Raw genomic sequence first — 18,973 nt, forward strand, 5'->3', positions numbered from 1 at the left:
CCACGCCGTCGTAAGCTTCCTCCATGTACATCGAGCGGGTCCGGCTGGAGAACATCCGCGGCTTCAGCGGCGCCCGCGCCGTCGACCTCCGGCTGCCCGGCCCCGGCTGGGTGGTCCTCGCCGGGCGCAACGGCTCGGGCAAGACGTCGTTGTTGCGCGCCATCGCGGTCGCGGCGGCGCCGGACGTCGCGTGGGGCCTGTTGTCGGACGCAGGCAGCTGGATCTCGACGGACCAGACGTCCGGGTCGATCGAGCTTTCGGTGATGCGCGAGGAGGGCCCGGCGCCGGTCGAGGTCCGCTGGCTCGACTCCGGTCTCCTGCCGATCTCCGGACTTCCTCCCGGCCAGCCGTTCTGCGCGGCGTATGGACCGTTCCGGCGGCTCGCGGGCGGCAGTGGCGAGGCCGAGTCGTGGATGCGCGGCGCGGGTTCGCTGGCGCGGATGGCCAGCCTGTTCCACGAAGACGCCTCCCTCGCCGAGGGTGTCACGTGGCTGATCAATCAGCATCTCCGTGCCCTGGAAGGAAAAGCGGGCGCGCGTGAGCTGAAGGACAAGGCGTTGGAGATCCTCGGGGACGGTCTCCTGCCGGGTGGTTACCGGATCCGGGACGTCGATTCGGACGGGCTCTGGGTCGAGTACCGGGGCGACCGGTTCCCGCTGCGCGAGATGAGCGACGGCTACCGCACGGTGACCGCGCTCGTGGTCGATCTGCTCAAACAGCTCCACGGCGCCGGCCTCGATCACGAGAGTCCCGGCGTCGTGATCATCGACGAGGTGGACGCGCATCTCCACGTGTCGTGGCAGAAACGCATGGGGCCGTGGTTCAAGGCGCATTTCCCGCGCATTCAGTTCATCGTCACCACGCACAGCCCTTACGTCTGCCAGGCCGCCGACCCGGGCGGGCTCATCCGGCTTTCCGGGCCCGACGAAGAGGTTCCGCCGCGTGTGGTCTCCGAGGAGCTGTACGAGCGGGTCGTGTTCGGCTCCGGGGACGACGCGGTGCTGTCCGACCTTTTCGGCTTGGACACGCCCTATTCGCCGCAGGCGGTCGAACTGCGGGAGCATCTCGCCGAGCTCGAATTCCAGGTGGCTTCCGGCCGGGCGGACGCGAACGGCGTCCGGGAATGGGAACGCCTGCGCGGCATGCTGAGCAGTTCACCGCCGAGCCGGGTCGACGAGGTGGCCAGGCGGTTCGAGGCCGACGATCGGTGATCGGGATCCGCCGGATCGCGCTGCCGGGGCAGGTGGTGGCCGATCTCGAAGAGCTGACGGCGCGGATCCCTTCCGGTGACACGAAAGAAGCCCGGCGACTGTGGCGGGTTTCCCGTGCCGTGCGGCGTTCTTTGCGGGCCGGGCTGGACATCATGGCCGCCGGCCGCGGCTACTGCATGTACTGCGGCGACGGCCTTGGGTCCACTGTGGACCATTTCGAGCCGATCGCGAGGAATCCAGGACGCGCCTTCGACTGGCTCAATCACGTGCTCGCCTGCGAATACTGCAACAGCCACCACAAACGCGACTTGTTCCCGGTGGACGACGACGGCAACAGCCTGCTCGTCGATCCGACCGCCGAGGATCCGCTGGAGCACCTGTTCCTGGTGCTATCGATCGGGACCTACCGTGCCCTGACCGAAAAGGGCGAACAGACCATCAAGGTGTGCGGGCTGAACCGCGCGCAATTGGCGCGGGGGCGGGAAACCGCGGTCAACCAGGTGAGCGCGCTCGTCCTCGCCTGGTGGACCGCGCGCGAACTGGGGGACGAGGCGAAACGGCGCGCGATGGTCTGGACCCTGCTCGACCAGCCGCACGCCGACGTCCTCCACGCGATGCTTCGCCAGGCGCGGATGCCGGGCGCCCGCGCCGTGTTCCGCGCGGACGACGAGCTCATCGACCTGCTTCGCGCCCCGGAGCTCGCCGAAGATCTTCAGCTCTCCGGCGGCGCGGTGTAAGCGGCCAGGGTGGCGTCGGCGCGGGTGCGGGCGGTGGCCGCGTCCGTCCCGTTGGCGACGTCGGCCTCGTACCAGGCCTCGTTGCTCAGCGTCATGAACCGCACGCCTTCTTCGCTGGTCATCCAGGCCATGGCCGCTTCGGGATCGGCGGCTTCGCCGGATTCGAGGTGGAGCGCGAGCCCGTTCAGCATCATGTCCCAGCCGATGCCTACCGCGCCGGGCCCGAACTGATTCCAGTGCTCGTTCGGCACCGCGGTGTGGTCGAGTTCGAAGCGGGTGCGCCCGTCGGCTTCGGGGCTCAGCCGGAGTTCGATCCAGCTGACGTCGCCGCCGTACTCCCAGGTCGCGGCGAAGCTCTTCGGCGGGTCGCAGCGTTCGACCGTCCCACCCGCGTTGCCTTCGAGCTGGTATTTGCCGCCGACGCGCAGTTCGCCGCTGATCGGCAGGAACCAGCGCGGGATGCGTTCGGGATTGGTGCAGGCGTCCCAAAGGTCGTCGAGGCCGGTGTCGTAGACCTGGCTGACGGTCGCCGTCACCGCCTCGCCCGCTTCGATCACGCGCTTGCCCAGTTTGCGCTGGACGGAGTCGATCTGGCTGGTCACGTCGACCATCGGTGCCCTCCTCTGCTCGGCTGCCGCCAAGATATCAGCAGAGGCTTATATAAGCCAGAATGGAAAAGGGGCGCCCGGCAGGTTCCGGACGCCCCTTTCCCGGCGAGATGGCTTACGGAGTGGGGGAGCAGGCTGTGCGCCCGATGACCACTTCGCCGGTGATGTTCGAGGCCGGGGCGAACTTGATCCGCAGCATGGTCAGCCCGATGCTGCCGTCGCCCGGCAGGTTCTGCTCGTTGAAGATCGCTTCGGCGAGCAGTGTGCCGTTGGACTTGGTGATCGGCTTGACGTAGCCGACCGGCACCGGCGACGGCAGGGTGCCGAGCCCGGTCGCGCCGCCGTAGGTCCAGCTGGCGTTCGTGCTGGTCTGGGTCGCCGTGCAGCTGACCGAGTAGGACCTGATCTTGATCCGTGGCCCGCTCGACGACACCAGCGCCGACAGCTCGAAGTTCTGCCCCTTGGCTTCCGACTTCGTCGTGGTCACGTCGTTTTCGGGGTCGACGACGGTGGTCGTGCACGTCGTCGTACCGCCACCGAACGTGATCCCGGTCCTGGTCACGACCCCGGAAGAGTTGCTGGTCGGTCCCTCGACCGCGCAGTCGGCGAGCGAGGCGATGGAGATCGGTGCCGAGGTGCCCTTGGTGAAGGCGGCGGAGCCGAGCGAAGCCACTCCGGCCGGGTTCGACGCGGCGGCCGGAGACACTCCGGCGCCGAGACCTGCCAGCAGCAGTGCGCCGACGAGGCCTGCCCGGCTTGCGATGGTGATGCGCATTTCCACGTCCTCCTCACGTGACGGAGAGCGAGCCGGTTGGCCGTTCTTCCTTTGTCATCACTATCTGCGTGTCGGATTCGCCCGTTGCGCGCGTGACGGTCGTTTCACTCGACCGTGGATCATGGGCACCCGTTGGATATTCGGATTCGTATCCGGATACAGGTCTGTATATTCGTGCGTATGCCGACCTACCGCGTCCTCGTCAACGGCAAGTTCGACCACCCCGACGCCGACACCCGTACCCGGCTTCTCGCGGAGTTGGGCGACCATCAGGCGATCGGGTTCACCGAGGACGGCCTGCTCACCTACAGCGCACACCTCGGTGCGTTCACCTTCCGGATCACGCTGCAAGGCGAAGAAGAACGCGACGTGCTCGACGAGGCCCAGCTGAAGGTCATGGGAATGCTGGACGCCAAGGGCTATCCGTATCGCGACGTCGCGGGCAAGGCGACGTGCATGGACGACATCAAGATCCGCCGCCGCTGACCCGTTCGCGCCCGAGCGGCCGGGATACTCGGCGGGGGTGTCATCTTCGTCACCGTTTCCGCAGGACAGCACGTCAACAGGCCTCAGCGGGTAGCCACTACGCTGGGACCAACCCCGAACGGTGTCAAAGAGAGCGGAGCCGACGTGTCTGTGTCTTCACCTGCCCCAGGTGGTGCCATCGAGGACCTGCGCGCGTCCGTGGGGCTCCAGATCGCCGACGAGCAGCTCCTGCGCACCCTCGCGACCGGTCTCGCCGACGTCGAGACCCTGCTCCGCGAGGTCGTCCGCAGTGACGTCAAGGCCGTCGAGGACGCCGCTTCGCACCTGGTGGAGGCGGGCGGCAAACGCTTCCGTCCGCTGTTCACGCTGCTGGCCTCGCAGTTCGGGCCGAAGCAGGGCGACCAGGTGGTCACCGCCGCCGCGGCCGTCGAGCTGGTGCACCTCGCGACGCTGTACCACGACGACGTGATGGACGAGGCGACGATGCGCCGCGGCGCGGAGAGCGTCAACGCCCGCTGGGACAACACCATCGCCATCCTGACCGGCGACTTCCTGTTCGCGCACGCCTCGCGGCTGGTCGCCGACCTCGGCACCGACGCGGCCCGGATCATCGCCGAGACCTTCGGCGAGCTGGTCACCGGTCAGATGCGCGAGACGGTCGGCCCGGCCGACGGAGACGACGCCGTCGAGCACTACCTCACGGTCATCGCGCAGAAGACCGGTTCGCTGATCGCCACCTCCGGCCGGTTCGGCGGGATGATGTCCGGCGCGCCCGACGACTACATCGACGCGCTTCGCCGCTTCGGCGACATCATCGGGACGGCGTTCCAGATCTCCGACGACGTCATCGACATCGCGTCCGCTTCCGACGAGCTCGGCAAGGCGCAGGGCACGGACCTGCGCGAAGGCGTCCGCACGCTTCCGATGCTGTACGCGCTGGCCGACCCGGCCACCGACCCGCGCCTGGTCGAGCTGCTCTCCGGCCCGATCTCCGACGACAAGCTCGTCGCCGAGGCCCTCGGCCTGCTGCGGGCCTCGTCCGGACTCGAACGCGCACGCGAAACTCTTTCCGACTACGCTCGTCGGGCGCGTGCCGAGCTCGCGGCGCTGCCCGCGTCGCCCGCCCGGGACGCCTGCGAATCGGTCGCCGACTACCTGGTCGCGCGAACGCATTGACAAAGGGCAGGTTAGATGTCCATTTTCGGACAGGTTTGGCTGTGGAGTCTGCTGGCGTTCGTCGTCGGCGCGCTGCTCACCTGGCTGGTGCTGGTGATCCCGGCGCGCAAGCGCATCCGTGAGCTCGAAAGCTCGCTGGCCACCGCGCACGCCGAGACGTCCCGGCTGCCCGCCGGGGTGAGCCTCGGCGCGGGTGCCGCGGCCGTCGCCGGCGGCACCGCGTACCTCACGAAGCCGTCGCACGACGATCTGGACGAGGAGTTCGCGGCGGTCGAGGAGCCGAAGCCCGCGTACCCCGAGACGCTCACCGAGCAGGAGCCCGCGCAGCAGTGGACCGAGCCTGCCGAGGAGCCTGTTCAGGACGTTGCCGAGGAGCCGGAGCATTCCCCGACCGCGACGCAGACCTTCGAGCCCGAAGAAGAGTACGAGGCCGAGTACCGCACAGCGGAGCAGACGGAACCGGAGCTCGAACCCGACCCGGAGCCGGAGCCCTCGGCCGAGCGGACGCAGTACATCCCGGCGGCCTTGCCGGAGCCGGAACCCGAGCCTGAGCCCGAGCCGGAGAACCCGTACGTCGCCGCGGCGACCGACTATCTCCAGCCCGCGTCGAAGCTGGACCTCGAGCCGGAACCGGAACCCGAGCCGGAACCCCAGCCGCCGTTGCCGGGCGAAGGGCCGTACCGGTCCCGTCTGGAGATGCAGCTGGACCCCGAAGGCGTCGAGACGCAGCCGGAGCCGGTGTCGCTGTTCAGCCCCGCGTCGCGCGTGGAGACGGAGCAGGCGCCCGTCGAGACCAACTGGTTCGAGCGGGAAGAGGAGCTGCACGATCCGCCCGCGTACGCGTTCGGGTCGGACGAAGAAGCGAAGGCCGGGCACCTCGACTCGGAGCCCGAGACGCCCGCCGAAGCCACCCAGGTGCTGCCCAAGCGCACGCCGCGGGGCGCGGTCCGCGGCGGTTTCGAGCCGCCTCAGCCGATCCAGCCGTCGATGCGGGCGATCGAACGCCGTGAGCCGGAGCTGTCCGGTGGGCAGAGCGGTTCGCTGTTCGAGCCCGCCGTCCAGCCGGGCGACGCGATGCCGGCGCCGGAGCCTCCGCCCGCGCGGCAGGTCTCCGCTCCGGTGGCCGAGTCCGTTCCGCCAGGCCCGTTCGGTCCCGGTTCGGCGATGCCGCGGCCGGGTGGTGGCCGTCCGGCCGACGACTTCGCGGTCAAGGCCAGCGTGACCGCCCTGCGGTACTGCACCGAGGACTCGCAGCAGTTCCCGAAGATGGTCGCGGAGGTCTGGTTCCGGACCGCCGCCGACGCGGAGCGAGTGGGCTTCCGGCCCCTTACCTGAGTGCAAGGAAAGGTCCTTTCCTCGCAAAATTTGCGAGGAAAGGACCTTTCATTGCGTTCGGGGAGGGGTGACCTACACGACGGTCCAGGTGTCCTTGCCGCGCAGCAGGCCCTGAAGGTCCGGCTTGCGAGCCGCCTGAGCCTCCGCGACCTGGGCACGCGCCTGGTCGTCGTAGGTGGGCCGCTCGACCTGCCGCAGGATGCCGGTCGGCACGTGGTTCAGGTTCTGGTCGCCGATCCGCGAAAGCGCGAACGCGTACGCCGTGTCCTCGATCGTGGGGTCGTGCACGACGAGGTTCTCCTCGCCGATGTTCGCGACCTTCCCGACCTCCAGCCCGGCCCAGTTGCCGCGCGTGACGCCGTATTCGCCCTGCGGACCGAACCTGATCGGCTCGCCGGCCTTCAGCGGGATGAGCCGGGTGGCGGCCTCGTCCTTGTCCTTGAGAACGTCGAAGGCGCCGTCGTTGAAGATCGGGCAGTTCTGGTAGATCTCCACCAGCGCCGATCCGCGGTGCTTCGCGGCGGCTTCCAGCACCTCGGTGAGGCCCTTGCGGTCCGAGTCGAGCGCGCGGCCCACGAACGACGCCTCGGCGCCGATCGCCAGCGAAAGCGGGTTGAACGGGGTGTCGACCGAGCCCATCGGGGTGGACTTCGTGACCATGCCCGGCCCGGACGTCGGCGAGTACTGGCCCTTGGTGAGGCCGTAGATCCGGTTGTTGAACAGCAGGATCTTGATGTTCACGTTGCGCCGCAGCGCGTGGATCAGGTGGTTTCCGCCGATGGACAGCGCGTCGCCGTCACCGGTGACGACCCACACCGACAGATCCGGTCGCGCGGTCGCGAGCCCGGTCGCGATCGACGGCGCGCGGCCGTGGATCGAGTGCATGCCGTAGGTGTTCAGGTAGTACGGGAACCGGGACGAGCATCCGATGCCCGAGATGAACACGATGTTCTCGCGCTTGAGGCCGAGCGTCGGCAGGAACGACTGCACGGCGTTGAGCACGACGTAGTCACCGCAGCCGGGACACCAGCGGACCTCCTGGTCCGACTTGTAGTCCTTGGCCTTCTGCGGTTCGGTCTCGGTCGGCACAAGGTCCAAGCCGCCGAGGGTGGGGATCCCCAGGTCGATCGCGGTCACTTCGCCCCCTCCGTACTGGTGATGATCTCCGTGAAGACGCCTTGCAGCTCTTCGGCCTTGAAGGGCAGCCCGGCGACCTTCGTGTACGACTTCACGTCGACGAGATACTTGGCCCTCAAGAGCATCGAAAGCTGGCCGAGGTTCATTTCCGGGACGACGACGGTGTCGTACGAACGGAGTACGTCGCCGAGGTTGCCGGGGAACGGGTTGAGATGGCGCAGATGCGCCTGCGCGATCGGCATGCCGTCCTTGCGGACGCGGCGGCACGCGGCGCCGATCGGTCCGTAGGACGAGCCCCAGCCGAGTGCCAGCACCCGCGCCTTGCCGCCGCTCGGATCGTCGACGACGAGGTCGGGGACGTCGACGCCGTCGATCTTGGCCTGGCGCAGCCGGACCATCTTGTCGTGGTTGTCCGGGTCGTAGGAGATGTGGCCGGTCTTGTCGGCCTTCTCCAGCCCGCCGATGCGATGCTGCAGCCCGGCGGCGCCCGGCAGCGCCCACTCGCGGGCGAGGGTCTCGGGGTCGCGTACATACGGCCAGAATTCCCCGGAACCGTCCTCGGCATTCGGCTCGGTGGCGAATTCCACGCGCAGATCCGGCAGGTCCTCGACGTTCGGGATCAGCCACGGCTCGGAGCCGTTCGCGATCGCGCCGTCCGACAGCAGGAACACCGGCGTGCGGTACTTGAGCGCGATCCGGGTGGCCTCCAGTGCCGCGTCGAAGCAGTCCGCGGGGGACAGCGGCGCGACGATCGGCACCGGCGATTCGCCGTTGCGGCCGAACATCGCCTGCAGCAGGTCGGCCTGTTCGGTCTTGGTCGGCAGACCGGTCGACGGGCCGCCGCGCTGGACGTCGACGACGACCAGCGGCAGTTCGGTCATCACCGCGAGGCCGATGGCCTCGGACTTCAGCGCGACACCGGGACCGGACGTCGAGGTGACGCCCAGCGCGCCGCCGTAGGAGGCGCCGAGCGCCGCGCCGATACCGGCGATCTCGTCCTCGGCCTGGAAGGTGAGGATGCCGTAGTTCTTGTGCTTGGACAGCTCGTGGAGGATGTCCGACGCCGGGGTGATCGGGTATGTGCCCAGCAGGATCTGCAGGCCCGACTGCTGCCCGGCGGCGACCAGCCCGTACGCCAGCGCGGTGTTCCCGGTGATCTGGCGGTACGTGCCCTGGTTCAGCTTCGCGGGCGCGACCTCGTACGTCGTCGCGAACGACTCCGTCGTCTCGCCGTAGTTCCAGCCGGCGCGGAAGGCCAGGATGTTGGCCTCGGCGATGTCGGCCTTCTTCGCGAACTTCTCGCGCAGGAAGCGTTCCGTGCCTTCGGTCGGCCGGTGGTACATCCAGGAGAGCAGGCCGAGCGCGAACATGTTCTTCGCGCGTTCGGCGTCCTTTTTGGACAGTCCGGTCTCTTCGAGCGCGCCCCTGGTCAAGGTCGACATGGCGACCCGGTGGACTTGATAGGCCGAAAGGGTGTCGTCGTCGAGGGGGTCGTTCTCGAAGCCGACCTTGACCAGGTTCCGCTTCGAGAACTCGTCGGTGTTGAGGATGATCGTCCCACCGGCCGGGACGTCGGCGAGGTTCGCCTTCAGGGCGGCGGGGTTCATCGCGACGAGGACGTCCGGCCGGTCGCCCGGGGTCAGGATGTCGTAGTCGGCGAAGTGCACCTGGAAGCTCGAGACGCCCGGGATGGTGCCCTGTGGTGCGCGGATCTCCGCGGGGAAGTTCGGCATGGTCGACAGGTCGTTGCCGAAGGCGGCCGCTTCCGAGGTGAACCTGTCGCCCGTCAGCTGCATGCCGTCACCGGAGTCGCCGGCGAACCGGATGACCACCCGGTCCAGCTTGGCGACCTCGGTGGGCCTGACGGCCGACAAGGAGCCGTTGCCGTTCGCACTCGTGCTCATAGGACAGGGATTCCCTCTCTCCCGACGTGCGTCGTCCCCGGCCGTGCCGGAGATCGGCGTGCCTCGCCCGGCGATGTCGGCCAGGTCACAGGTGCCATGTCCCGAGGTTAGTCCTCGGGACACTTCCCAGGTTGCCGTAAAAACGGGCCGGACCTACTTCTCGAGTGTCCTGAGCTCGTCGCTGAGCGGGGGTTATCCGGTTTATCTGTTACCGATGGTAACGGTCGGCGATGCGGCTCGATTGTGAGCCGTATCTCCTTCCAGCGTAGTGAAGTCCGGTCGAGGAACGGTCAGCGGCCGGTCATCGACGCCCGCAGCCTGGCGAGCCTTTCGGTGAACGCGGGTGCGGTGAGTGACGCCACCTGAGGCTCGATCTCGGCGTCGACGGCGGCCGAATGGTCGGTCAGTGCGGAGGTGTGCCGAAGCGTGCGCTTCGTCGCCAGAAGGACGTCTCGCGGAGCGTCGACGGCGGGTTTCGCCAGTTCACGGGCGGCCTCGACCAGATCTCCTTCGACGAGCCGGAGCGCGAGCCCGCATTCGACAGCGGCTTCGGCGCCGACGACCTCACCGAAGAGCGTCATCGCCGCGGCCTTCTGCGGGCCGACGAGCCGCTGGATCATCCATGTCATCCCGCCGCCGGGATGGATGCCGAGATCGAGAAATCTGGCCACGAACTTCGCCCTCGGTCCCACGATGCGGACGTCCGCGGCGAGCGCGAGGTTCAAACCGGCGCCCACGGCCGCCCCGCCGACGGCGGCGATCGTCGGCAGGGAACACCGCGCCACCGAGAGGAAACCGTCATAGATCGCGCGGAGTCCGTCCTCCCGGGCGCCGGCGAGCGTGTCCAGGTCGGCACCCGCGCAGAACGCCGGCGGCGCGCCGGTGACGACCAAGGCGTGGACGCTCTCGTCGGCTTCGGCGCGCGAGACGGCCTCGGCCAGCTGGGCGGACAGGTCGAGGGTCAGTGCGTTGCGGGTCGCGGGCGCGTCGATGGTGAGCACGGCGACCCCGCCGTCATGGCTGGAGTGGATCTGATCGGTCACGCGGTCGAGGGTGTCACGCTTCGGGCGTCGGCGGGCGCTCCAGCAACCGGGACAGGACGACGGTGGACACCGTGCGGTCGACGATCTCCAGTCCGCGCAGCCGTTCCAGCGCGGTCTCCAGGTGATGGATGTCCGAAGCGCGCAGATGGACGATCGCGTCGGCCGCGCCGGACACCGTGTAGGCCGCGACGACCTCGGGCAACGGTTCCAGCCGGGCCCGGATCCGGGCCGGGGTGATGTTGCCGTTGCAGGTCATCTCGACGAACGCCTCGGTGCCCCAGCCCAGCGCCTCGGGGTCCACGACCGCGGTGAAGCCGCGCAGGACCCCGGTTTCGAGCAGTCTGTCGACCCGTCGTTTCACCGCGGGCGCGGACAGGCCGACGACTTTGCCGATGTCGGCGTAGCTGGACCTCGCATTGGCCATCAGGCATGAAACGATTCGCTGGTCGATGGTGTTCACACGCAATGTTTAGCAGGTATATGCGCAGCGAACAGCGATTGATTGCGGAATTAGGTGAGCCTTACCCTTCGGGTATGCCGGAACTGGAGCAGCAGCCCCGTGTACCCACGACGCGCCGCTACCTCATGTGCCCGCCGCGGTACTTCGCGGTGGATTACGTCATCAACCCGTGGATGGACCCGTCGGTCCCGGTCAGCGTCGACGCCGCGATGGCGCAGTGGACCGAACTCCGCGACACCTACCGACGCCTCGGCCACACCGTCGAGGAGATCGACGCCCAGCCCGGCCTGCCCGACATGGTGTTCGCCGCGAACTCCGGCACCGTCGTCGACGGGCGGGTCCTCGGCTCGCGGTTCCGCGCCCCGCAGCGCACCGCCGAGGCCGAGCACTTCCGCCGCTGGTTCGTCGAGCACGGCTACCGCGACATCACCATGCCCGAGAAGATCAACGAGGCTGAAGGCGATTTCGCCTGGACTGGCAAGGTTCTCCTCGCCGGTACCGGCTTCCGCACCGACCCGGCCGCGCACGCCGAAGCGCAGGAGGTCCTCGGCGTCCCGGTCGTCTCGCTGCGGCTGATCGACCCGAGCTACTACCACCTCGACACCGCGCTGTTCGTGCTGGCCGAGGCGACCGACACGACGTCCGCCCAGATCGCCTACTACCCGGAGGCCTTCTCGGCCGGGTCGCGGAAGGTGCTGGAGCGGATGTTCCCCGACGCGGTAATCGCGGACCGTGCCGACGCGGAGTGCTTCGGCCTCAACGGGGTGTCCGACGGCCGCAACGTCGTCCTGCCGGTCGAGGCGACCGGATTGGCGGCGCGGCTGACCGAACGCGGCTACGAGGTCGTCTTCCTGGACATCTCCGAGCTGCGGAAGGCCGGCGGCGGCCCGAAGTGCTGCACCCTGGAGATCCGCAAGTAATCCATTAGTGGACACCTTGCGGGATCATGTAACTACTCCATTCGCCAACGCGATTAATCGGGAAACACACTCGGTCCCGAATGAGGCGCGGATGGTGATCCTGGCGATTGGCGGCGTGGGCAAACCCGTGCGCGCGCTGGATCCAGGCGAAAACGAAACATGGGTGACCGTCGAGCAGTTCGAGCGGGTGCTCGACTCGGTGGCCGGACGCGAAGACGTCGGGCTCACCTTCGACGACGGCAACGTCTCGGACGTCGAGATCGCGCTCCCCAGACTGGTGGAGCGCGATCTCACGGCCGAGTTCTTCCCGCTCGCCGGCCGGATCGGGCAGCGGGGTTTCCTCGACGCCGACGGCCTTCGTGAACTGGTCGAGGCGGGGATGTCGATCGGTTCGCACGGCTGGGAGCACCGCGACTGGCGGCGGCTCGACGGCAGGCACGCCCGGCGCGAACTCGAAATCGCGCCGAAACTGCTCGAGGACCTGAGCGGCGAACCCGTGCGCGCGTACGCGCCGCCGTTCGGCGCCTACGACCGGCGGGTGCTCAGCAGGCTCCGGCGTTCCGGCGCGACGCGGGTCTACACGCACGAAGGCGGGGCGGTGTCGCGCGACAGCTGGCTGCGGCCGCGCACGGAGGTCCGGCACGACATCGACCAGGAATGGATCGACGGCGTGCTCAGTAACCGGGATGGCCTGTGCCGCCGAGCGGGACGGGCCATGGCGCGGGTCGCCAGGCTTGCCCGCTTTTGACCGGTTTTCTTTGTGCAGTGGGAAAATAACCCTTGAGCTGAGCGATCGGCGAAGGCATTCTGAGCACCCTCGATAAAGAAGCTTTATTAACTAAGGGGTGCTCGGTATGCGGAAACTGCTCCTGTTCTCGGCGATGGTGGTCGCCGCCGGACTGGCCCCCGCGGCGACGGCCGCGGCCGCCCCTTCGATCCAGGCGGGTCCGACGGCGCAGCAGCTGCTGGCGAAGACCACCAGCTGCAAGCAGGTCTCGAACGGCAAGTACAAGACCGACGAGGAGACCGGCCGGACCATCGCGGTCTGCGACGCGGGGAGCGCCGTGTTCTGGAAGGCCGACATGGACGTCGACTGCGACGGGCAGCCGACCGCGCGGTGCAACAAGAACACCGACCCGTGGTTCCAGGACGGCACCGCGTACCCGCGCTCCGACGGCAAGGCGCTGGTCGCCGACGAGACGCCCTACGTCGTCGTGCCGAGCATCAGCAGCACGTGGAACTTCGAGAAGGCCGGTCTCAAGGGTGCCGGTTCGTGCGCGGTGATCTACAACAACAAGGTGCTCTACACCGTCATCGGTGACACCGGCCCGAAGGACATCATCGGCGAAGCGTCCTACGCGACCGCGAAGGCGCTGGGCATCAACCCGGACCCGAAGAACGGCGGCGTCGACTCGGGCGTCACGTACATCTGTTTCAAGAACTCGAAGGTCTCGCCCATCGAGAACCACGGGAAAGCGACTTCCGTTGGGGAGGGGCTCGCGGCGAAGTTCGTTCAGGGCTAACGAAAATCGAACGGCCCCGGGAGCTTTCGCGCCCGGGGCCGTTCTTCGTTCAGCGGGTCAGCTCGGTACGACCCGGAAATCCCAGCCGAAATCGTGCGGCGGGGCGTAGTGGTAGATCATCGAATGCTCGGCCGGCCGCCATGAACCGGTCACGTGAAGCAGGTACTCACCCATGGCGACGTTCCTGAAGGTCGCGAAGCCATCGGCGTCCGTCCGCGCGAACGACACGAGCCGCTTGTCGCCCTCCCGGGTCAGGGTGACGGTGGTGTTCGACAAGCCTTCGCCCGGGTCCGGCCGGTAGTTGCCGTTCTTGTCCTGCCACAGCTGTCCGCGGCTGTCTCCGCTCATACCCGGAGCCTTGGCCTGGCCTGTCGCGCCCGGACCGTTCAGGTGGGTCTTGCCCTCGAAGAGGCAATGGAGGTGGGTCGAGCCGAAGTACGGAGCCTTCGCGGGCACCTTGCCCGCGACATCGAGGACGAGACGCTGGCCGGGCGCGAGCGAGCCGGCCTGGGTCAGCGGACTGAACGGGCCCCAGTTCGACGGTGTGACTTCCACGGCGTTCGCGGCGCCGACCGGATCGCAGGCGGCATAGAGGCCGGTCAGCGGCACGGTTCCGACGTTCGTCAGCGTGACCGTCGCCTTGACCGCGTCGCCTGGCTGGTAGCTCGTCTTGTCGAGGGTGATGCTCGCCTGGATCGCTTCGGACAGCGGCCGTTTGATCGGGTTGTCGATGCCGGTGTGCGGGCCGCTGCCGTCGATTCGCAACGCCGGCCGGTACGGGACCAGCCAGCCGTCGGGTAGGCCCCAGAAGAAGAGATAGCGCTGGGTGCCCGCCGGAACGCCGTCGATCACGAACCTGCCGTTGGCGTCGGTGACCGAGACCAGATCCTGGGGAATTCCCGGACCGCCGATCCGGGCTTGCGCTCCGGCCACGTCCTCGCCGGGGGACGGCAGGCCATCGCGATTCGCGTCCGCGTAGAGGTGTCCCGCGACGCGTTCGGTCGTGCCGGCGGGCACCAGGCCCACTGTGACGGTCGTGAAGTTGTCCGAAGGATCGGCTTCGGCCGAACCGGAGACTCTGATTTCGAGCACCGGGTCGCCGCTGGCGAGACTGCCGACGCTGCCGTGCAGGCGATAGGTCCGGCTTTCGCCCGGCGCGAAGGTCGTACCGTTGCCTCGGTACTCCAGGTCGCCCCAAGTGTTCTGCGCGAACTGGAAGTACTCCCCGGACTGAGGGGAGTCGTAGCCCTTGACCTGCTGGGCGGTCGCGTCACCGGTGTTGGTGATCGTCAGGTCGATGGGGATGGAATCCGTCGGCAGCCAACGGCCTTGCTGGACGGTGGCCGTCACCTTGAGGTTCGGTCCCGGCTCGGCGGAGGCGGGTGTCGCCGCCAGGACACCGGTGACGGTCAGGGCCACGGTCATCGCACCGACGGTGCGGAGCGATCTTCCGGGCAGGGTTCTTCGCATCGGTAGTTCCCCCAAGTCACGCCTGGACGCACGTCCCGCCCTGTTGGCGGGCGCCCCCACGGCGTTCGTCGTCGACGATTCCGAACCTAGAGCCTGAACGTTCGGTTGACCAGAAGGGAAGGGGCGGCTGCGGTGAGTCTTGGGTCCGGTTGGTCGTGAGTGGCGTTTCGGGTTAGAACCCGAAACGCCACTCACGACCAACCGGACCGACGCGCCACCCGCCGCCCTCTTGTCACCGGCCCCGCTTTCCGCACTTTCCGCAGGTCGGGGCGCGGCCGCCGGTCGGCTCCCAGCCTTCGCGGCAAAGAATGGTCCGGACCTCGGCTGCGACCTCGCAAGGGGAGTTCCGTACGTCGATCCAGCCGTAGACGAGGCGTGCCCGGCCGGCCAGTTCGGCCGCGTTGTCCCGATTCCGGTCTCGGAAGGCGATGTCCGGCATGACGTGGGTGGCACGGCCGTCGAGCCTGACCGTCACCGCGGCACCGTGGGGGTCGTAGGTGACGTCCTCCCAGAGGATCTTGCCTTTCACCTCGAAAGGCGTTTGTCGACTGCCTTGCGGGAGACCGTGTGCGTCTTCGACAGCTTCCTTGTACTCCACTTCGAGTGCCGACATCAGCCCGCCGCCGAGGAGCGCGAGACCATGGCGGATGGCGGGCCGGTAACGGAAGGGCGGCCGGAAGAACACGCACGCCTCCATCTCCGTCAACGAGACTTTGCTTCGACTGACGAGGTCGACGACGGTATTGGTCGCCCTTTTCGGAGTTCTCTGCGCGGTGGCCAGATCCAGGATCGTGTCGGTCAGCCGGGTCCGTGGGGGAGACGTCCCGAGCGCGATATGCGGCAGGGCGCGTGAACGGTGCACGATTACCAGAGGTGGGCAGGAAACCGCCGAGAACGTGTACGGAACAGTGATTTCGACAGGGCCTTCGATGACGGGCATCAGCCCCCACTCCTCGGCGGCGGTGCGGTGGCTCAAGACCGCGTGGCCGCCGCCGTACCTCAGCGCGGCGTGAATCCTGGCAGACCTGGGGAGTGGGCCGGTGAACATCGCATAAACACGCGGTAGCACCCGCTGCCAGCGTCCGGCCTCGAGATTGGCTTCGATGTCGGCGACAGAGTGGCCGTAGGCGCGAAGCTGGCGGGTGTCGACGACTCCATGCTGTTCCGTCAGGAGGACCGGCCAGCTCGGGCGTTGTTCGGCCGGGATGGATTCCGCCGACCAGCGTTGGTGAAGAGGCACCCTTCGACGATCGTCGCTGAGCGATACGTGTGGCGGGCATGGAACGGATCTGTGGATAACAAGGGTGAGAGACGACGTGGCTGTGGATAGCTGGGTCCGGTTGGTCGTGAGTGGCGTTTCGGGTTAGAACCCGAAACGCCACTCACGACCAACCGGACCCATCCCGCACCGCAGCCCGCGCGCTCCCGAGATCGTTACGCGTCCCTTACGCGCGCCCTGTAGCGTTTCGCGCCCCTCGGACGATGAGTAATTCCCTTGCCGCACAGGCATTCCGCCAAAAGCAGGCGAACGACGGACACCGGTAACGAACCCGGTCCCACGGCCGACCAACGGGCAGCGGAATGCGGCTGGAGGAATTCGTCATGAAGATCAGTGTCTTCGGGCTCGGTTACGTCGGTTGCGTGTCGGCGGCGTGCCTGGCCGGACGCGGGCACGAGGTCGTCGGGGTCGACGTGAACCCGGTGAAGATCGAACTCGTCTCCAGCGGCAAGGCGCCGGTGGTCGAGGAGCGGATCGGGGAACTGACCGCGCAAGTGGTCGCCGAGGGCAAGTTGAGAGCGACCACCGACGTCAGACAGGCGATCGCGGACAGCGAAGTCTCCCTGATCTGTGTCGGTACCCCGTCCGCGCCGAACGGCAGCCTGTCGACGGCGTTCCTGGAGCGCGTCGCCGAGGAAATCGGCGAAGCGCTCCGAAACAAGACCGAGCGCCACACGGTCGTCTTCCGCAGCACCATGCTCCCCGGCACCTGCCTGGACCTGCTCGTCCCCATCCTCGAGAAGTCGTCCGGCCGCACCGCCGGCGTCGACTTCGGCGTCGCGGTGAACCCCGAGTTCCTGCGCGAGGGGAGCAGCGTCAAGGACTTCTTCGACCCGCCCAAGACCGTCATCGGCGAGCTCGACCCGGCCAGTGGCGACGTCGTCGCGGCGCTGTACGAAGGGCTTCCCGGCGAGGTCTTCCGCGTCGCGATCCCGGTCGCCGAGATGACGAAGTACGCCGACAACTCCTTCCACGGGCTCAAGATCGGCTTCGCGAACGAGCTCGGCGCGATCTGCCGCGCGCTGGGGCTCGACTCGCACCAGGTGATCGACGTCTTCCTCGCCGACCGCAAGCTCAACATCAGCCCCGCCTACCTCCGCCCCGGGTTCGCCTTCGGCGGCTCGTGCCTCCCCAAGGATCTGCGCGGCCTGGTCTACGCCGCGCACCGCGCGGACGTCGCCGTCCCGATCCTCTCGCACGTGCTGCCCTCCAACGACGAACACCTCCAGCGCGCCTTCGACCTGGTCGCGCGCACCGGAAAACGCAAGATCGGCCTGTTCGGCCTGTCGTTCAAACCCGGCACCGACGACCTCCGCGAGAGCCCGCTCGTCGAGCTCGCGGAGCGGCTGCTCGGCAAGGGTTACGACCTCCGCATCTACGACGCCAACGTCAGCCTTTCGCGGCTGATGGGCGCGAACCGCGAGTACATCGAGGGCAGGCTGCCGCATCTCGGCCAGCTGCTGGCCGGCTCCATCGGCGAGGTCGTCGACCACGCCGAGGTCTGCCTCGTCGGCTCCTCCGACCCGGAGGTCCTCGCGGCGCTCCCGGCCGGTGGCGGCCACACCATCATCGATCTCGTCCGCGTACCCGACGCCGCCGAGCGCCGGGCTGAAGAGGGATATGTCGGTCTTGCCTGGTAAAGCTCTCATCCTCGTCGAGAACCTTTCCGTCCCCTTCGATCGCCGCGTCTGGCAGGAGTGCCAGACCCTCCGCGACGCCGGCTGGGAAGTCCACGTCATCTGTCCACAAGGGACGAAACGGGACACCGAAGCCGAGGTCACCATCGACGGCGTCCACATCCTGCGGTACCCGCTGAAGGCCGCCACCGGCGGTCCGGCCGGATACGTCCAGGAGTACGGATCCGCGCTGTGGCACACGCTCCGGCTCGCCCGCAAGGTCGGCCGGGTCGACGTGGTGCACGCCTGCAATCCGCCGGACCTGCTGTTCCTGGTCGCGCTGTACCTCAAGCGCCAGGGCGCGAGGTTCATCTTCGACCAGCACGACCTCTGTCCCGAGCTGTACCTCTCGCGCTTCGACCGCGGCGAGGACTTCCTGTACCGCGCGGTCTGCGCGCTGGAGCGCCGCACCTACAAGACGGCCGACGTCGTCATCGCGACCAACGAGAGCTATAAGGACGTCGCCGTGAAACGCGGCGGAAAGTCGCCGGACGACGTCTTCGTCGTGCGCAGCGCGCCGGTGGTCGAGCGGTTCCACCTGGTGCCTGCCGAGCCCGAACTGAAGAAGGGCAAGCCGCATCTGCTGGCATACCTCGGCGTGATGGGCCCGCAGGACGGCGTCGACTACGCGTTGCGCGCGCTCGCTTCGCTGCGTGACGAGGTCGGCCGCGACGACTGGCATGCCGTCTTCATCGGTTCCGGTGACGCCTTCGACGCCATGGTGGCGTTGTCCAAGGAACTGAAGCTCGACGATCAGGTCGAGTTCACCGGCCGGATCTCCGACGAGGATCTGCTGCGCTACCTGTCCTCGGCCGACGTCTGCCTTTCGCCGGATCCGCTGAACCCGCTCAACGACGTGTCGACCATGAACAAGATCATGGAGTACATGGCGATGAGCCGTCCGATCGTCTCCTTCGAACTGCGGGAGGCCCGCGTTTCGGCCGGGGAGGCCGCGCTGTACGCGCCGGCGAACGACGAACCGGAGTTCGCGAAGCTGATCGCGCATCTGCTCGACTCGCCGGAGCAGCGGGCGGAGATGGGTGAGCTGGGGCGGGCACGCGTCGCCGGTCCGCTCTCGTGGGAGAACTCCCAGAAAGCCCTGCTCGCGGCCTACGCGGCCGCGGTCCGGTGATCGACATCCCGGTCGCGTTTTGAACAAGACTCGGGCAATCCTGTAACCAACATCGCGGTCGCTCCGACGGGATTGATGCTGCACCCGCACGCACCGATGGG

18 protein-coding genes are annotated in these 18,973 nt (G+C 68.0%); 10 read left to right on the forward strand and 8 right to left on the reverse strand.

The genetic code is table 11. From position 1 onward, the window contains the following. Positions 1-23 precede the first annotated feature (23 nt). The gene (locus tag AMK34_RS26700) at positions 24-1,211 is read left to right on the forward strand and encodes an AAA family ATPase (protein WP_038520041.1); all 1,188 of its coding nucleotides are present in this window, start codon (positions 24-26) and stop codon (positions 1,209-1,211) included. After that, a complete protein-coding gene (locus AMK34_RS26705) occupies positions 1,208-1,948 on the forward strand; it encodes an HNH endonuclease (RefSeq protein WP_073847225.1) in 741 nt (246 codons plus the stop codon). The genes AMK34_RS26700 and AMK34_RS26705 overlap by 4 nt, the downstream gene beginning before the upstream one ends. Here the strand turns inward: AMK34_RS26705 and AMK34_RS26710 are convergent. Both AMK34_RS26710 and AMK34_RS26715 read right to left on the reverse strand, forming a co-directional pair. Then, entirely contained in the window at positions 1,924-2,559 is a 636-nt protein-coding gene (locus AMK34_RS26710; RefSeq protein ID WP_073847226.1) for an SRPBCC family protein, read from the reverse strand. The genes AMK34_RS26705 and AMK34_RS26710 overlap by 25 nt on opposite strands. A 112-nt stretch (positions 2,560-2,671) precedes the next feature. Beyond that, positions 2,672-3,331, reverse strand: a complete 660-nt coding sequence (locus AMK34_RS26715; protein WP_073847227.1) for a hypothetical protein — start codon at positions 3,329-3,331, stop codon at positions 2,672-2,674. Positions 3,332-3,511: 180 nt separating this feature from the next. Here AMK34_RS26715 and AMK34_RS26720 point away from each other — a divergent pair, with 180 nt between their 5' ends. The 3 genes from AMK34_RS26720 to AMK34_RS26730 all read left to right on the forward strand — a co-directional run bounded on the left by AMK34_RS26720 (position 3,512) and on the right by AMK34_RS26730 (position 6,328). After that, positions 3,512-3,817 (forward strand): DUF6204 family protein, encoded by a 306-nt coding sequence (locus AMK34_RS26720; RefSeq protein ID WP_073847228.1) that lies wholly within the window; start codon positions 3,512-3,514, stop codon positions 3,815-3,817. Between the two features lie 150 nt (positions 3,818-3,967). Further along, positions 3,968-4,993, forward strand: a complete 1,026-nt coding sequence (locus AMK34_RS26725; RefSeq protein ID WP_038520027.1) for a polyprenyl synthetase family protein — start codon at positions 3,968-3,970, stop codon at positions 4,991-4,993. Positions 4,994-5,008: 15 nt separating this feature from the next. Further along, positions 5,009-6,328, forward strand: coding sequence for a sunset domain-containing protein (locus AMK34_RS26730; protein ID WP_073847229.1), 1,320 nt, complete (start codon positions 5,009-5,011; stop codon positions 6,326-6,328). A gap of 72 nt (positions 6,329-6,400) precedes the next feature. Here AMK34_RS26730 and AMK34_RS26735 read toward each other — a convergent pair whose 3' ends face one another. The 4 genes from AMK34_RS26735 to AMK34_RS26750 all read right to left on the reverse strand — a co-directional run bounded on the left by AMK34_RS26735 (position 6,401) and on the right by AMK34_RS26750 (position 10,872). Beyond that, complete coding sequence (locus AMK34_RS26735; RefSeq protein WP_073847230.1) at positions 6,401-7,465, reverse strand: 2-oxoacid:ferredoxin oxidoreductase subunit beta; 1,065 nt, start codon at positions 7,463-7,465, stop codon at positions 6,401-6,403. After that, on the reverse strand, positions 7,462-9,369 hold the full coding sequence (locus AMK34_RS26740) for a 2-oxoacid:acceptor oxidoreductase subunit alpha (RefSeq protein ID WP_073847231.1): 1,908 nt from the start codon (positions 9,367-9,369) through the stop codon (positions 7,462-7,464). The genes AMK34_RS26735 and AMK34_RS26740 overlap by 4 nt, the downstream gene beginning before the upstream one ends. Positions 9,370-9,659: 290 nt before the next feature. Next, positions 9,660-10,412 (reverse strand): enoyl-CoA hydratase, encoded by a 753-nt coding sequence (locus tag AMK34_RS26745; RefSeq protein ID WP_073847232.1) that lies wholly within the window; start codon positions 10,410-10,412, stop codon positions 9,660-9,662. Positions 10,413-10,425: 13 nt separating this feature from the next. Further along, entirely contained in the window at positions 10,426-10,872 is a 447-nt protein-coding gene (locus tag AMK34_RS26750) for an Lrp/AsnC family transcriptional regulator (RefSeq protein ID WP_005151923.1), read from the reverse strand. 74 nt (positions 10,873-10,946) lie between these two features. On the opposite strand from AMK34_RS26750, the gene ddaH reads away from it, so the two are divergent. The 3 genes from ddaH to AMK34_RS26765 all read left to right on the forward strand — a co-directional run bounded on the left by ddaH (position 10,947) and on the right by AMK34_RS26765 (position 13,315). Further along, positions 10,947-11,792: a dimethylargininase gene (ddaH, locus tag AMK34_RS26755; RefSeq protein WP_172843537.1), complete on the forward strand. Its 846-nt coding sequence runs from the start codon at positions 10,947-10,949 to the stop codon at positions 11,790-11,792. A gap of 91 nt (positions 11,793-11,883) precedes the next feature. Beyond that, positions 11,884-12,540, forward strand: coding sequence for a polysaccharide deacetylase family protein (locus AMK34_RS26760; protein WP_073847233.1), 657 nt, complete (start codon positions 11,884-11,886; stop codon positions 12,538-12,540). Between the two features lie 106 nt (positions 12,541-12,646). Further along, entirely contained in the window at positions 12,647-13,315 is a 669-nt protein-coding gene (locus tag AMK34_RS26765) for a glycoside hydrolase family 75 protein (protein WP_073847234.1), read from the forward strand. A gap of 57 nt (positions 13,316-13,372) precedes the next feature. On the opposite strand, the gene AMK34_RS26770 is transcribed toward AMK34_RS26765, so the two are convergent. Beyond that, positions 13,373-14,740, reverse strand: coding sequence for a hypothetical protein (locus tag AMK34_RS26770; protein ID WP_241832870.1), 1,368 nt, complete (start codon positions 14,738-14,740; stop codon positions 13,373-13,375). 277 nt (positions 14,741-15,017) lie between these two features. Further along, entirely contained in the window at positions 15,018-16,025 is a 1,008-nt protein-coding gene (locus AMK34_RS26775; protein ID WP_073847236.1) for a hypothetical protein, read from the reverse strand. Positions 16,026-16,387: 362 nt separating this feature from the next. Here AMK34_RS26775 and AMK34_RS26780 point away from each other — a divergent pair, with 362 nt between their 5' ends. Further along, the gene (locus AMK34_RS26780; RefSeq protein ID WP_038524540.1) at positions 16,388-17,704 is read left to right on the forward strand and encodes a nucleotide sugar dehydrogenase; all 1,317 of its coding nucleotides are present in this window, start codon (positions 16,388-16,390) and stop codon (positions 17,702-17,704) included. Then, positions 17,685-18,872 carry a glycosyltransferase family 4 protein gene (locus AMK34_RS26785; protein ID WP_073847237.1) on the forward strand — a complete coding sequence of 396 codons (1,188 nt, stop codon included), beginning with the start codon at positions 17,685-17,687 and terminating at the stop codon, positions 18,870-18,872. Before AMK34_RS26780 ends, AMK34_RS26785 begins: the two co-directional genes overlap by 20 nt. Positions 18,873-18,973 lie beyond the last annotated feature (101 nt).

It is taken from the genome of Amycolatopsis sp. CB00013, assembly GCF_001905755.1.
Lineage (GTDB): Bacteria > Actinomycetota > Actinomycetes > Mycobacteriales > Pseudonocardiaceae > Amycolatopsis > Amycolatopsis japonica.

Coding starts and splice junctions, on each gene's coding strand:
- AMK34_RS26700 (WP_038520041.1), top strand. CDS start 24: ATGTACATCGAGCGGGTCCGGCTGGAGAACATCCGCGGCTTCAGCGGC.
- AMK34_RS26710 (WP_073847226.1), bottom strand. CDS start 2,559: ATGGTCGACGTGACCAGCCAGATCGACTCCGTCCAGCGCAAACTGGGC.
- AMK34_RS26715 (WP_073847227.1), bottom strand. CDS start 3,331: ATGCGCATCACCATCGCAAGCCGGGCAGGCCTCGTCGGCGCACTGCTG.
- AMK34_RS26720 (WP_073847228.1), top strand. CDS start 3,512: ATGCCGACCTACCGCGTCCTCGTCAACGGCAAGTTCGACCACCCCGAC.
- AMK34_RS26730 (WP_073847229.1), top strand. CDS start 5,009: ATGTCCATTTTCGGACAGGTTTGGCTGTGGAGTCTGCTGGCGTTCGTC.
- AMK34_RS26740 (WP_073847231.1), bottom strand. CDS start 9,369: ATGAGCACGAGTGCGAACGGCAACGGCTCCTTGTCGGCCGTCAGGCCC.
- ddaH (WP_172843537.1), top strand. CDS start 10,947: ATGCCGGAACTGGAGCAGCAGCCCCGTGTACCCACGACGCGCCGCTAC.
- AMK34_RS26760 (WP_073847233.1), top strand. CDS start 11,884: ATGGTGATCCTGGCGATTGGCGGCGTGGGCAAACCCGTGCGCGCGCTG.
- AMK34_RS26765 (WP_073847234.1), top strand. CDS start 12,647: ATGCGGAAACTGCTCCTGTTCTCGGCGATGGTGGTCGCCGCCGGACTG.
- AMK34_RS26770 (WP_241832870.1), bottom strand. CDS start 14,740: ATGACCGTGGCCCTGACCGTCACCGGTGTCCTGGCGGCGACACCCGCC.
- AMK34_RS26780 (WP_038524540.1), top strand. CDS start 16,388: ATGAAGATCAGTGTCTTCGGGCTCGGTTACGTCGGTTGCGTGTCGGCG.
- AMK34_RS26785 (WP_073847237.1), top strand. CDS start 17,685: ATGTCGGTCTTGCCTGGTAAAGCTCTCATCCTCGTCGAGAACCTTTCC.